Origin of the sequence: Halomicronema sp. CCY15110 (genome assembly GCF_016888165.1) — a bacterium.
Lineage (GTDB): Bacteria > Cyanobacteriota > Cyanobacteriia > Phormidesmidales > Phormidesmidaceae > Halomicronema.
Genome location: NZ_JACSWC010000415.1, coordinates 12,346 through 27,249 on the forward strand (window position 1 = coordinate 12,346; position 14,904 = coordinate 27,249).

Sequence of the window (14,904 nt, forward strand, 5' to 3'; positions counted from 1 at the left end):
CGATCGCGGTTTTGGGCATAAAAAACGCCGCCCCAATGTTAAGAGCAGCGGTTTGCCAGCCGACAGGCCGATTTGAAAATCGTCGCTGAGCGTTATGTGGACGGCACGTTCGCTTCCCAAATCGGATGATAGGACTGCACCGCCCGCATGTACTGCACCCGCTCAAACTCACTGGGGTTGGGGCTATTGCCCTGGCTCATGCTGCCCCGCAGAATGTCGAGGGATTCGTACTCGTGATCGTGCAGCCAGGTGATGAGGTCTTCCTCAATGGTTTTGAGATGGCCGATGCCGTGGCGCAGTAGGGTGGCCACCAGCATCGTTACGTCCGCCCCTGCCATCAGCATTTTGATCACGTCTTCCGCCTTGTTGATGCCCGTCGTCGCGGCTAGGCTAGCGGGAATGCGATCGTGCAGCAGGGCAATCCAGTTCAGCGGCAGCAGCATATCCGAGTGATGGCTGAGAATCAGGCTGGGCTGCACTTCCAGATTTTCAATATCAATATCCGGCTCATAGAAGCGGTTGAACAGCACCAGCCCATCGGCCCCCGCTGCGCACAGTCGCTTCGCCATGTACGCCGTATTGCTGAAATAGGGGCTGAGCTTCACCGCGAGGGGAATGTTCACCGCTGCTTTGACAGCGTGAACCACATCGAAGTAATGCTGCTCTACATCCGCGCCGGACATATCCAGGTCAGTCGGAATCCAGTAGATGTTCAGCTCGATCGCATCTGCCCCGGCCTCCTCCATCTGCTGGGCGTAATCCGTCCAGCCGCCGAGGGTAAAACCATTCAAGCTGCCAATGATGGGCACATCGACCATGGTCTTGGCGATCCGAATGTGGTCGAGATAGGCCTCAGTGCCGACATGAAAAACTTCCGGTTCCGGAAAATAGGTCAGGGCTTCGGCAAAGCTCTCAGTGCCGTATTCCATATGGTGATGGAGCTCCATCCGCTCCCGGCGGATCTGCTCTTCAAATAAGGAATGCAGCACGATCGCCGCTGCTCCTGAATCTTCGAGCCACCGAATGTTACTCAGCTCTTCCGTCAACGGGGCAGCCGCGCCCACCACCAAGGGGGATTTCAGCGTCAGGCCCAGATAGGTCGTGGTTAAGTCCATCGTTGTTCTCCATCAAAGGTGAGTTGGGTGAAGAACTCCGGCTTCTGCCAGAAGCCGGAGTTCTGGCAGCCTCTAAGCCGACGTATTAGCGGGATTCGAGCCGGAATCTTGCGAGTCGGTCTTTGGTTCCCCTGGCGACTTCACCGCCTTAACGTTGCCGGCGGCGGCCTCTTTGCGGGGCTGATAGGCCTTGCGGACTGGCATCTCCGGTTCATCGGCGGGATTGCGAGCCGCCAGATACTGATACATGTGCCAGCGGGTCGAGACATCTTCGCGAGCCTGTTTCAAGAGCGTCTTCGCCGCTGCGGGATCGCTGCGGAGCAGCATCTTGAAGCGGTTTTCGCTGTACATGGCTTCTTCCAGCGACTTCTTCGGCGTCTTGCTATCCAGCATTAGCGGATTCTCGCCCTGTTCCCCCTTGCGGGGATCATAGCGATACAGCAGCCAGCGCCCAGACTCCACCGCGAGTTGTTGTTGGCCCATGCCCTTCGCCATATTGATGCCGTGGGCGATGCAGTGGGAGTAAGCCATAATCAGCGACGGGCCTTCGTAGGATTCCGCTTCCAGGAAGGCTTTGAGGGTGTGCTCGTTGCGCGCCCCCATCGCCACGCTGGCGACGTATACATTGCCATAGGTCATCGCCATCAGCCCCAGATCCTTCTTGGGAGCCGGTTTGCCACCCGCTGCGAACTTGGCCACGGCTCCGCGCGGGGTTGCCTTGGACATTTGCCCGCCCGTGTTGGAATACACCTCGGTATCCATCACCAGCACGTTCACGTTGCGACCGCTGGCGAGGACATGATCCAAACCGCCGTAGCCGATGTCGTAGGCCCAGCCGTCACCGCCAACAATCCACACGCTCTTACGCACCAGGTAATTAGCGAGCGACTTCAGGTTGAGCAGGCGGTTGCGCAGTCCCGGCGCGCGGCTCTCAGGATCGGTGTCGAGTCCGACCAGCCAGTTGTCCAGATGCCCTTGCAACGCCTCGACCCATTCCCGCTGTTCGACAATGTCAGCTTCATCTTTTTGCGTGTTGTTCAGCAAATGAGTCGCCAGGTCACCAGGAATCCGGGAGGAGCCGTTGAGTTCGAAGGCGAGATATTGCAGCAGTTCGACGGCCTGCTCGCTTTGCTTATCGACGGACAGGCGGAAGCCCATGCCAAATTCGGCGTTGTCTTCAAACAGAGAGTTCGACCAGGCGGGGCCGCGACCCTCAGCATTTTTGGTGTAGGGGGTGGTGGGCAGGTTGCCGCCGTAAATGGAGGAACAGCCCGTGGCGTTGGCAATCAACATGCGATCGCCAAACAACTGCGTCGCCAGCTTGATGTAGGGCGTTTCGCCACAGCCCGCGCACGCCCCGGAAAACTCAAACAGCGGCTCCTGCATTTGCTGGTGGGAGATTTTGTTCAAATTCAGGCCATCCCGCGCGGGATTGGGCAAGTCGAGGAAGAAGTCCCAGTTTTCCCGCTCTTGTGCCCGCAGGGGCAGTTGGGCCTCCATGTTGATGGCTTTTTTGCTGGGTTCTGCCTTGTTCTTCGCGGGACAGACTTCGACACAGATGGCGCAGCCAGTGCAGTCTTCCGCCGCCACTTGAATGGTGAATTGCAGATCTGACCAGGCTTTGTCCTTGGCCCCGGTGTGCTTAAAGGCAGTGGGGGCATGTTCTAACTGTTCCGGTTCGTAAACCTTCGAGCGAATCACCGCGTGGGGACACACCATGACGCACTTGCCGCACTGCACACACACATCGGGATCCCAGGTGGGAATCTCCTGGCCCACGTTCCGCTTTTCATATTGCGTGGTGCCCGTGGGATAGGTGCCGTCTGAGGGGAGCGCACTGACCGGCAGATCGTCGCCGTGGCGAGCCATGATCGATCCCAGCACGTCTTTGACAAAAGTGGGCGCGGTATCGGGTACCCATTGGTGGGTTGCGCCCTCGGTAGAGAGGGGGCCGACGGGCACTTCGTACAGGTAGCTGAGGGTGTTATCCACAGCGCTGATGTTCATATTGACGATTTCTTCGCCTTTTTTGCCGTAGGTTTTGCGAATGGCCTGTTTGATGGCGGCGATCGCCTCCTCCCTCGGCAGCACCCCCGACAGCGCAAAGAAACAGGTCTGCATCACCGTATTAATGCGGCCCCGCATTCCCGCTTCATTCGCCACTTTGAAGGCGTTAATGGCGTACACCTGCAACTGCTTGTCCACAATCGTTTGTTGCATCGCGGCGGGCAAGCGCATCCAGGTTTCTTGGGCCTCATCAAAGGGCGAGTTGATCAGGAATGTGCCGCCCACTTTGGCTTCTTTGAGAATCTCCAACTGCTGCAAAAATTCCCACTGGTGGCAGGCGACGAAATTTGCGCTGTCGATCAAATACGTGGAGCGAATGGGCTCAGGCCCAAAGCGCAGGTGCGACACGGTGACCGAGCCAGACTTTTTGGAATCGTAGACAAAGTAGCCCTGGGCGTAATTGTCAGTGTCGCCACCAATGATTTTGATGGAGTTTTTGTTCGCGCCGACGGTACCGTCCGATCCCAACCCGTAGAAGATGCCGCGCACCACGCTATCCGGCTCGATGGTGAAGCTGGGATCCCAGTCCAGAGAGGTCAGCGTGACGTCATCGTGGATGCCGATGGTGAAGTGGTTTTGGGGATGATCCTGGCCCAAATTGTCGAAGACGCTCTTGACCATCGCCGGGGTGAATTCTTTAGACGATAGGCCATAGCGGCCACCGATCACCTTGGGATACGAGGCGCGAGGATAAACAAAGTGAGGATGTTCTTCGTCGCCTTCTAAATGCACGGTGCCTTCTTGCTTCGGCAGTTCGTGGACGGCGTGAACGACATCGAGATAGAGCGGCTCACCGGGGGCACCGGGTTCCTTGGTGCGATCGAGCACCGCGATCGCCTTTACCGTCTTCGGCAGCGCCTTCATAAACTCGATGGAGTCAAAGGGCCGATACATCCGCACCTTCAAAATGCCGACCTTTTCGCCCTGGGCAGTCAGGTAGTCCACCGTTTCGTGGGCGGTCTCGCAGCCTGAGCCCATCAGCACCACCACTTTTTCGGCATCGGGGGCACCGTGGTATTCGTACACCTTGTACTGGCGTCCAGTCAGCGCCGCGAACTCATCCATCGCCTGCTGTACCGCGTCGGCACAGTCGTAGTAAAAGCGGTTCACCGTTTCCCGCCCCTGGAAATACACGTCGGCGTTTTGGGCGGTGCCGCGAATCACGGGGCGATCCGGGGTGAGCGATCGCGCCCGGTGCGCCAGCACCAGGTCCAGCGGCACAAATTCTTCCAAAACCGCATCGGGGATCAGCTCTACCTTCTGCACTTCGTGGGAGGTGCGGAAGCCGTCGAAAAAGTGGAGAAAGGGAATGCGGGATTGCAGGGTGGCCTTGGTAGCGATCGCCGCCAAATCTTGCGCTTCTTGCACCGAGGCCGAACACAGCATGGCGCAGCCGGTGGTGCGCGCCGCCATCACGTCACCGTGATCCCCAAAAATTGATAGGGCTTGTGCCGCCAGCGATCGCGCCGCCACGTGGATCACCGCTGGCGTCAATTCCCCCGCAATTTTGTAGAGGTTGGGGAGCATCAACATCAGTCCCTGGGAGGCCGTAAAGGTCGTGGTCACCGAGCCTGCCTGGAGTGCCCCATGCACAGCCCCCGCCGCCCCGCCTTCACTCTGCATTTCGACCACCGAGGGCACCGTGCCCCAAATATTCGGACGCTCGGCAGAGGCCCAAGCATCCGACCATTCCCCCATGGGTGACGACGGCGTGATGGGATAAATAGCGACGACCTCGCTGAGGCGATAAGCGACCCGGGCGACCGCTTCATTTCCATCTAGGGTGGCAAAAAGTTGTTCTGTCATGGTGGGCCCTCTAGGTGTGCTGGGCAACGAAATAACGATAATTTCCGCAAGCGCTGATCTACCCTTAGGTCTGAATACGGGAGCAACTTTTCGCCAACCTCATTAGCTCAAATCGCCCCAGCATCGCAAATCTATTTTCAGCTCATACAGACAATCAGCCGCTGTTTTGTTGAGACAAGATACAAGATCTTTCATGTTCAAAAATTATCTCTATCGGCTAATGCTAAGTCGCAGACAGGGATTTTTGGACCTTGTATACCTCACATATTGCCACTGGAAACTTAACTAGGCTCGGCTTTTTAGCTAAACTTTATCCCCGCATGTCAGGCCCTGATAACACACCCCAAAAAAGTCCAGTCAACGCTCACAGTTCATTGAAGTTAAGGCCTGAAAGCCTTGCACAGAAGGCATATTAAAAAATCAATCTTCTGTATTAAACCTTGACTTTTATTTGCATTAAACGACAATCGTGGTCAAGACTTAAGTTTTTACTTCGGAAAAGTGATTGAGAAATTGGATGTGTTTGCGCGGTCAAAATTCTCATCGCTGATTTACGCAGAATTACTGAAGTCAAACTACACACGGGCTAATTCATCGGCCTCGTCATGGAGCGGCGGCTTCATGACTTTTTACGGCTAAAAATCTTAATTTGACATTCAGATTTCCAACCCCTTTTTAGAGGCGTCAATCTCCCCTTCTTTAGATTGTTTTTCTTTTTTGCTAACATTCTTTCAAGGTTGGTTTGAGCTACCTTCCCAGGTCTCCCAGATGGCGGCTTGAAAAGCTTGCCACTCAGTCAGGGTGGTGGGTGCCGAGGGGGTGTCGCGCTGTAGTAAAAAGATACCTGGAGCCGCCGCGACGATCCCGTAGCGATCGCCCTCCAGTAGCCCTTGCACGATGGGCAGCCATTCCAGCAGGCGATCGCGAGATCCCGAAAACGCTCCCGCGTACTGCTGCAACTGCCAAAAGTCCACCAGTACATAGTCCACCTCGGAGGTCGCTCCGACATCATCCCGAAACTGGAGCGCTGGAAAGCGCAACACCGCTCGCCGTCCCGACACGTGGGGCAGCAAGTTATCCGTGGCGGTGACGCTCGCCTCGGCGGGAATTTGGGGGAGCAGCGATCGCACCGTGTTGGCGTGGCCCCACTGCTTCGTCAACGTTAGATGCACCCACGGATCCACCGAATCGGGAATGATGAACGACCACGTGCGCGACGGATTGAGCGTGAAGGTAAAGAGCAAACTGAGACAGAGGCACGCCGCCCACAAACTGCGAGTGCGTCGGGACAACTTTTGCCCATGATGGCTCCACCACACCACCGCCCCGTAAAACATGCCCGGCACCACCATCACGGTATAGCGGAGCTGCATCGACAGCGCGATATGAGTATCCGATCGCAACAGCAACGTGGCTAACGGCGGCGCAGTGCAAAGCCAAGCAGCGGGAGAAATCGCAGGCACAAACAGCAGCGGCAACCAGTGCCCCAACATGAACCGCACGGTATTGCCCAACGGCATAAAGAGATCGACCAGCACGCGATCGGGCCGCCGCAGAAACGCCACCAATAAATCCACCGTGGAGGCGTCGCCCGTGACATAGTTAGCGTAAGAAAAGGCCAAAAAGTTCGTGCCCACCTCCTCTGAAAACAGGGGCATTAGCACCGTCGTGGTGATCACGAGATGGGCCACACTCGCCACACACAAGCCACTGCCAAACCAGAGATGCCGCCGACTCAGCAAAAAATATAGCCCAAAGCCAAACAAGATGATGCCGACATCTTCGCGGCAGAGGAAAACGAGCCCCGTGGCAGCGATCGCCCACCCCCACCGTTGGCGCTCCACGGCTAGCAGCAGCAAAAATATCCCCAGCGGAATCTGGGCAAAGTCATGGAAATTCGCCAGATGCGGCGCAATGACGGCTTGCGCACAAAAATAGCCCAACGTGATCCACAGTGATACCTGCTCAGACAATCGCTGTCGTGCCAACCAGTACAGCGCCACTCCCCCGGCAGTCACCAACGTCACCTGCAACACCAGCAGCGTCGCTGAGTGGGGAAACAGATAATAGAGCGGTAGCCACAGTAGATGGATCGGGGTGAAATGCTGGCCTAACCGCTGATATGTCACATCCGGAACTTGCCCGCCAAAGAGCACCGCCGCCGACTCGCCCGATGAGAGCGTGCCCTGAAAAAATTGACCGTGGGTGCCGTTCCAGAAAATCTGGTTAAAAATGCCCTGATCATGGGTAGAAAACGACGGGTACATGGCCCAGTGACGGTTGAGAATGCTGAGCACCATCAGTAACCAAAAGATACCGGCGGCCCATAGCAACCGTCGATGATTCGTTATCCAGTCCAAAGCACGCATACAGTTCCAGCACGTAACAGGGCTTCCCTATTCTCACTGGCACTGGTGCGGAAAATCAAAAATATCGGCCAGTCCCCAACCTCGCCGGCAAACGCTGGCTGTTTGCTGAGCCCATCTCATCGGATCCAGTCGCTGCCGCTGCCCCTGCTACCCATCACCCTGGCATAGGCTGCTATGAACTCGGAGGTGGGGTGGTTAGTGCCGCGTGGCGATCGCTCATGGCGATCCGATGACCTTTTTGAAGAAGTCGAGCTTACCCGCATAGGGGGCATAGCGCCAGGCGAGATCAAACCAAAGCGGCTTTTTGAGCACGCTTTTCATGTGCGAAAAGGTCTCGAAACTGGTTTTGCCGTGGTAGGCCCCGATGCCGCTGTCGCCCACACCGCCAAACGGCAGCCCCCAAATCGCCACTTGCAAAAAGACATCGTTAAGGCAGACACCCCCCGATGAAGTCGTTCCGAGCACTTGCTGACGCAGCGCCTCATTTTTGGTGAACAGATACAGGGCTAGCGGTTTGGGGCGGGCGTTGATTTGGGCGATCGCCTCCTCAATATTGCGGTAGGTCAGCACCGGCAGAATCGGGCCAAAAATTTCTTCCTGCATGATGGGACTGTCCCACGTCACCGCAGCCAAGATGGTGGGGGCCAGGTAGCGGTCATCGCGATTGGTTTCACCGCCGAGATCGGGCGACTCATCAGCCATGAGCGTGGTGAGGCGATCAAATTGGCGATCGCTCACAATTCTTGCCAGGTCAGGACTCTGGGCCGGATCATCGCCAAAAAATGCCTGGACGGTGTCTTTGAGCGCCGCCAAAAATTCCGCTTTGATGGATTCGTGGATCAGTAAATAATCGGGCGCGATGCACGTTTGCCCCGCATTCACAAATTTGCCCCACACAATCCGTTTGGCGGCGACGGCGATATTAACGTCTTGATCCACAATGCAGGGACTTTTGCCGCCCAGCTCCAACGTCACCGGGGTCAGGTGTTGAGCGGCGGCGGCCATCACAATCTGGCCGATGCGAGTGCCGCCCGTGAAGAAAATGTGGTCAAACTTTTGAGCCAGCAGCGCCTGCGCCGTTTCTGCGCCTCCTTCCATCACGGCAATATATTCAGGAGGAAACGTGTCGCGGACTAAATCAGCCACGACTTTGGACATCGCCGGGGCAATTTCTGAGGGTTTGATCAGCGCACAGTTGCCTGCCGCGATCGCCCCAATCAACGGCGAAATCACGAGTTGAAAAGGGTAATTCCACGGGCCAATGATGAGCACCACGCCCAGGGGATCAGGCTGCACCCAGGCTGATCCCGGCAGTTGCGTCAATGGCAGGCCCACCCGTCGTGGCTTGGCCCACTTTTTCAACCGCTTGAGCACATATTTCAGTTCGTCCAGCACCCCAATTTCAAAATAGCTCTCAAACTCGGGCCGACCTAAATCGGCAGTCACGGCGGCAACGATGTCATCCTGGCGCTCAATAATGGCCGTTTGTAACCGTTTGAGCTGGGTCAGCCGAAACTCAACGGGCTGTGTTGCCCCCGTGGCAAAGTAGGCTCGCTGCGCGTGGAGCAGCGCCGCTGCCTGGGACTCGATAGATTGTTCCGGCGTAGAGAGGGCCGTCATAGGGGGGGACCGATAGCGTCTGCTTCCCCATCATAAATAACTGACGACCGACGGCGAAAATTGCGTCAGCATCACTGGGCCTAACAGATAAGCATGGCGATCGCACTGCAATCCGGCCTGTTCCCCCAATGCCGCCCGCGCCGCTGCGGTGTAAAAGGTGACGCCAGCGGGCGTAATACCCCGATGGGAAATATCTTGGCCCATCCAGGCGGGCGGGGTGAAGTCGGCTAGATAAAAGTGTCCCGTTGGCTTTAGCACGGGGGCGATCGCCCGCAGCGCCGCCACCGGATCGGGATAATGCAAAAAACTAATGCAGCAAAACACGGCATCAAACGTCTGGGGGGCAAACGCCGCCTCGGTCACATTGCCCTCGACAAACTGGAGGCGATCGCGGTCAAGACTCTGTTTGCGCGCTTGGGCCAACATGCCCGGCGACCAATCCAGCCCGACGCCGGACAGGGTCGGCGATCGCTGGGCGAGGCGATGCAACAATTTGCCCGTGCCGCAGCCCACATCCAGTACGTGAGCAGGCTCCGGCAGATCCACATATTCCAGCAGGCGCACATGCACCGCCTGATAAAACACCGACGGCAGTAACCCGTCGTAAATGGGTGCCCAACGGTCAAAAAACGTCCGTTTATCCATCGTTCCTCACCGCAGTTAAGGTCAGCAAAATTAAGCGTGGATAGTATCATCCGGCATGGTGGTGCCCGTCAAAATCGCGTCTATGAGGATCGCACTGCTGATTTCAGCGCGGGTGAGAATTGCGTCAGTCAAGTCGGCTCCGGTTAAATTGGTGCGACCTAAATACGCCTCAATCAACGTGGCCGATTGCAATTGGGCGCGACTCAAATCAGCGCGGCTCAAGTCCACGAGATTCAAGTTGCCGCGCGTTAACACGGCATCCTGCAAATTGGCCTGCCGCAAAATCGCATCCGTCAGGCGAATGTCATACATCGTCGCCTGGGTCAGCGTCGCCTCCGACAAGTCCGCTCGATTGACCGAGGCATTGGTCAAATCGGCCTCGGCGAGATTGGCCCCGGCCAGCTTAGCGTCACTCAGGTTGGCCTCTTTCAGATAGGCCTTGGACAAATTGGCACCATGTAAATCGGCGTTTTGAAAGGTGACATTTGCCAAGTTCGCCTCACTCAAATCGACGTAGGCCAAATCGGCCCCGCGCAAATTCGCTCCTTCGAGATCGGCCTGATGGAGGTTCGCCCCGCGCAAATTCGCGACATACTTGCGATCTTCCTGCCGTAGGTTGGCTCCCCGCAAGCAGGCTCCGGTCAGGTTCGCCCCACTGAGGTCGGCATTGCGTAAATCTGCCTCAATCAAATTGGCATCCATCAGATCGGCCAGCATCAGCTGCGCACTCCGCAGGTCAGCCCCTTGCAAGCTGACGCCATGCAAATTCGCGTCGCTGAGGTTGGCTTTACTCAGATTGGCCTGATTGAGATTGGCCCCCGACAGTTGTACCTTAGACAGGTTGGTTTGCTGAAAGTTGGCCCGGGTGAGAAAGGCAAAGGTGAGATTAGCACTTTCTAAATCGGCCAGTTGTAGGTTCGCCCCAATCAAATCTGCTCCCGATAGATCAATCCCGTTGAGGGAAAAGCCCTTAAAGTTGGTTTTGCCTGCGGCATAGCGTTTGAGGAGTTCTTGTGGGGTCATGAGCGAAGGGCACTATGGCAGCAGATCACGCAAAGCCGAAGCACGGGGCAAACCAGTCAAAGGGAAAAAAACAATACCTGGTGACCTTAAGGATAAAACGGTTTCATCGCTTGCAAAATTGTCCCCGCTGTTTGGACGTTTTCGCCGACATTATCAACACAGTGGCACATGATCGTCAGTTTGCTTTCTAAATCTGAGAAGGTCTGGCAGTAGGCAAAGGTCTCGTGCAGTAAGTCATCCAAAGATTTTGATTTCAGCACAATCCAGTCTTGACGGCTGGCGGTAAACGGACTCCTCACCGTCGAGAGCAGCAGGATTTTGGCCCGCAGCGGGTTAGTGTATCGCATGATTTCTAAGCGCAGGCTGTAAAAGTTGGCCCGATCGCGCGATCGCGCTGACCCGTTATGCTCAGAGGCGATCGCCGAATTCGGCAGGGCGTTCGCTGGATGCATATGCGCACAGGTTTGCTCGCCTGACGCCTCTAAGCTCACCCAGTTCGTAAACGACGTCATGCCATCGTCGCTGGGGATCAGAGCCGTGTCAGTCCGCATCACGGTGGCCTCATCATCCCCGGTGGCCGACTGCTCGGCTAGGGCCGTCTCCGATACCATCGTGGCGGCCGACGCCATGTAGATGGGATGCAACGCTTCCGAGACGACTAGGGCCAGTTGGGTGTATCGTGCTTGGCGATTAAGCCGCTTAATAATGCGCTCCAGATGGTAACTGAGGTCGCTCTCGCTGGGGGCAACTTTGTGAACTTCGGCAATGAGTTCAGCAATGGTATGCAGCGCCAGCACCGCCGGGTCATTTTCCCAAGTGGAGTATAAGACGGCGTATAGCAGCTTTTTGATGCGCTGGCGATCGCTATGCGACATCAGGCTTTGCGCCGCTTGCTGATACATCTCCTGGCAATTACCTGGCGACCCAGGCGCGGCAATGACCGTGCCCTCGGACGGCTCATCGGGCTGATCGAACGTCGGTTCTAACACGGTCAAAATCGTGTCCGCGATCGTCAGATAAATATCCTTATGGTTCAGCCGCGACGCCATCGTTTGAAAAGCTTTTTCCAGCGCGATCAGCGTGTGATAGCGCTGCCGCAGTTGTGACAGCATCATCTGGAGATCAAACTGGGCTAAAACCTTGGCGTCATTTTCCCAGACCCCTTGATAGGTGCCAAACACCAGTTTTTGGATGCGCCGATATTGCGGATCTTGCCGTAAGACGGTGACGGCGGCCTCAAGGGTGGAGGCGCGACTGGCCGCCGCCCCTGGAGCCTGGTTGGCCACTACCATCGTGGCCGATTGACCATAGGGCGGGATTTGATACGCCGTCACCGGCTCTTGAATATTTTTGAGTTTGAGCGGCCCTAAAAAACTGGCATTAATATCCAGTCGGGCCTTCACCACATCGTGGACGGTTTGAGAAATGCAAATGCCCCCAGGAGCCGATTTGGTCTGTAGCCGCGCGGCAATGTTAACGCCGTTGCCGAGGACATCATCCTGACTGAACAAGACATCGCCCAGGTGGATGCCGATACGGTGCTGCAAATATTCTCCTGGCGGTAGCCCTTCCGAGAGTTTGGTCAGTTGTTTTTGCACTTCTTGACTACATAAAACCGCCTGCACGGCACTATAAAACGACATCAACAGGCCATCCCCAGTGGATTTCAGCACATTGCCGCCAAAGCATTCACACTGCTCAGCAATCAGGTCAAGGTCACGCTGAATCAGGGCCAAAGTGCCTTCTTCATCCACCGACATGCGCGCACTAAAACTCACGGCATCGGTCAAGACGATCGCGGCCAGGGCTCTTTCGGCGGGCTGGTGGATACTGCTGGGCTTCATAGTGTTTGACAAGTGCTCGATTCGCAGGAAATGGCAACCAAGCATAGCTTTCCCCAGTTCAGAAGCTGATTCAGCAACTGATTCACAAGTCTGTGCAGAAATGTCGCTAGATTGATATCCCTGCTTGGTGGACGGTACGATGTGGCCTGGGCGACTTGGCCTGGCGCGATCGCCCCGTCATCGCATTGTCAATCGCAGCGATCCCACCCTTAGGACTTGATGTCCGCGATTGCACTGCGAGCCATCGAGGCGATCGCCTGATCCGTCGCCTTGGGCAACTGATAGTATTTGCCCCCAGCGGTTTTAGCGAGTTCTTTGCCAAAGCCCGTGGACACAAACTTGCGTTCCGTATCAATGACCAATAGCTGAAATCCAGTTGCGCGAATGCGCCCCGCAATATCCAGCAGTTCTTGTTTGATGTCGGGTTTCTCCTCAGGATCAAGCGGTTCCCCCAGCGATCGCGCCAGCGGAATATTGCCCCGACCGTCGGTAATCGCCACAATCACCACATTGCCAATGTCCCCCGACTGCTGCGCATTGGTACCAATGCGCACCGCTTGCGATAGGCCGTGGGCTAGGGGCGATCCCCCCCCGCAGGGCATCCGTTCCAGTCGCCGTCGCGCCATTGAAATCGAGCGAGTCGGCGGCAGCAACACTTCCGCCTGTTCCCCACGAAACGGAATCAGCGCCACCTCATCCCGGTTTTGATAAGCATCATTCAGTAGCTGTAACACCGCGCCCTTCGCCGACTGCATCCGATTCAACGCCATGGAGCCAGACGCATCGACCACAAAGACAATCAGAGAACCGGCCCGACGCGCTAGCTTTTTCGCCCGCATGTCCCCTTGCTCAACGATGACCTTGCGATGGGGTTCCCGCGCCCGGCGCGATTTTTGGTAAGGAGCCGCCGCTCGCAGGGTGGCATCCACCGCAATGCGCCGCACTGGCCCCTGGGGCAACATCGGCTTAATGTAGCGCCCGCGATCTTCAGAAATCACGAGACTCTGGCTGCCCGACTTGCCCTGCTGCGTCAGCGATTGCGCAAACATCAGCAACGACGGATCAATCATGATCCCTTCAGGATCAAAGACAAATTCTTCGGGCAAACTCGGGGGCGGTTCTTCCGTCTGCTCGTCGTCTTCGTCCTGATCGTCCTCAGAGTCGTCGTTGTCGTCATCCTGAGCATCTTCAGGTTGCTCATCTTCATTCTGGTTTTGCGGTGGGGGCGGCGGAGGTGGCTGCTGCTCGTCGTCTGGCGGCGGCATTTGCACCGCTCGCGGCAAAATTACCAGTTCCACTGCAACCCGCAGGTCTTCCGCTGTGATCGTCGCCCGCCCATCCAACGCCGCGTGGGCCTTGGCCACCCGTACGGCAAACAGCTCGGCTCGGTGGCCTTGAACGCCGCCCCGTAGCGCTTCCGTCACCAGATATTGCACCTGCTCCCGGGTAATGGTCACGTCTTTGAGCCATTCCCGCGCCAAAATGATTTGAGTCTTGAGCGCATCAATCTCATCGGCATATTCCGCCAAGAAGGCGTCGGGATCGTTGGCAAAGCGAGTGAATTGGTCAACTACGCCCACGCGGCTTTCGAGGGAAAGAGACTGGTCGGCGGAGAGGGCGATCGCCATGCGATCCAATAAATGATCGCGCAATGGCCCCTCTTCAGGGTTGTAGGTCGCAATTAACAAGGGCATGCAGGGATGTTGAAAACTGATCCCCTCCCGCTCAATTTGATTCCGCTGCTCAGTCAGCGCTGACAGCAATAAATTACTCGCCTGGTCTTCCAGCAAGTTAATTTCATCGATATACAGTACCCCGCGATTCGCCTCGGCCAGCAACCCCGGCTGAAAAACCGTTTCTCCCGCTTGAATCGACTTCGCCACATCCACCGACCCCAACAGACGATCTTCCGTCACGCCCAGCGGAATCTGTACAAAGGGGGCGGGAATCACCTTGGTCGGCAATTCATCTAAGTCTCGCGCTGCCGTCCCTAACCGCTCCAAAGTTTCGTCATCCCACAAAAGAGGATCGGTGGGATCCGCATTACAACAAGAGCCCTCAATCACTTCAATCGGCGGCAATAACTGGTGAATGGCTCGCGCCATGACTGATTTAGCCGTGCCCCGGCGTCCCGCAATGACCACTCCTCCCAGCTTCGGATCCACCGCCGCCAGCAGTAAAGCCAACTTAATGGCCTCTTGATCAACCACCGCCGTCAAAGGATACACAGTGGGCATTTCAGGACGTTCTGCCGTCAGCATTCAAACTTCCTTCATGAAACGAGTCATCAATATCGATGGCGCGAGCCGCGAGTCGCCTCAAGCTGAATATGGCGAGAAAGACAGATTGCAGAGGTCGCTCTGACACGGTGTTGATAGAAACTGGTCAAGCTATCGTTTCTACAATGCGCAAGGC

Annotated in this window: 8 protein-coding genes; all 8 read right to left on the minus strand. The window is 56.5% G+C overall.

The features are described 5' to 3' along the window. Positions 1 to 92 precede the first annotated feature (92 nt). Positions 93 to 1,115, minus strand: a complete 1,023-nt coding sequence (locus JUK32_RS21515) for a dihydroorotate dehydrogenase-like protein (protein ID WP_204140925.1) — start codon at positions 1,113 to 1,115, stop codon at positions 93 to 95. Between the two features lie 72 nt (positions 1,116 to 1,187). Next, on the minus strand, positions 1,188 to 4,988 hold the full coding sequence (nifJ, locus tag JUK32_RS21520) for a pyruvate:ferredoxin (flavodoxin) oxidoreductase (protein WP_204140926.1): 3,801 nt from the start codon (positions 4,986 to 4,988) through the stop codon (positions 1,188 to 1,190). Positions 4,989 to 5,719: 731 nt separating this feature from the next. Next, the gene (locus tag JUK32_RS21525; RefSeq protein WP_204140927.1) at positions 5,720 to 7,357 is read right to left on the minus strand and encodes a DUF2079 domain-containing protein; all 1,638 of its coding nucleotides are present in this window, start codon (positions 7,355 to 7,357) and stop codon (positions 5,720 to 5,722) included. Positions 7,358 to 7,573: 216 nt separating this feature from the next. Beyond that, positions 7,574 to 8,977, minus strand: coding sequence for an aldehyde dehydrogenase (locus tag JUK32_RS21530; RefSeq protein WP_204140928.1), 1,404 nt, complete (start codon positions 8,975 to 8,977; stop codon positions 7,574 to 7,576). A gap of 30 nt (positions 8,978 to 9,007) precedes the next feature. Then, a complete protein-coding gene (locus JUK32_RS21535; RefSeq protein ID WP_204140929.1) occupies positions 9,008 to 9,622 on the minus strand; it encodes a class I SAM-dependent methyltransferase in 615 nt (204 codons plus the stop codon). A 30-nt stretch (positions 9,623 to 9,652) separates the two neighbouring features. Then, positions 9,653 to 10,645, minus strand: coding sequence for a pentapeptide repeat-containing protein (locus tag JUK32_RS21540; protein WP_204140930.1), 993 nt, complete (start codon positions 10,643 to 10,645; stop codon positions 9,653 to 9,655). Positions 10,646 to 10,731: 86 nt separating this feature from the next. Continuing rightward, positions 10,732 to 12,489 (minus strand): adenylate/guanylate cyclase domain-containing protein, encoded by a 1,758-nt coding sequence (locus tag JUK32_RS21545; protein ID WP_204140931.1) that lies wholly within the window; start codon positions 12,487 to 12,489, stop codon positions 10,732 to 10,734. A 209-nt stretch (positions 12,490 to 12,698) separates the two neighbouring features. Then, positions 12,699 to 14,750: a magnesium chelatase ATPase subunit D gene (gene bchD / locus JUK32_RS21550; protein WP_204140932.1), complete on the minus strand. Its 2,052-nt coding sequence runs from the start codon at positions 14,748 to 14,750 to the stop codon at positions 12,699 to 12,701. Positions 14,751 to 14,904: the final 154 nt, after the last annotated feature.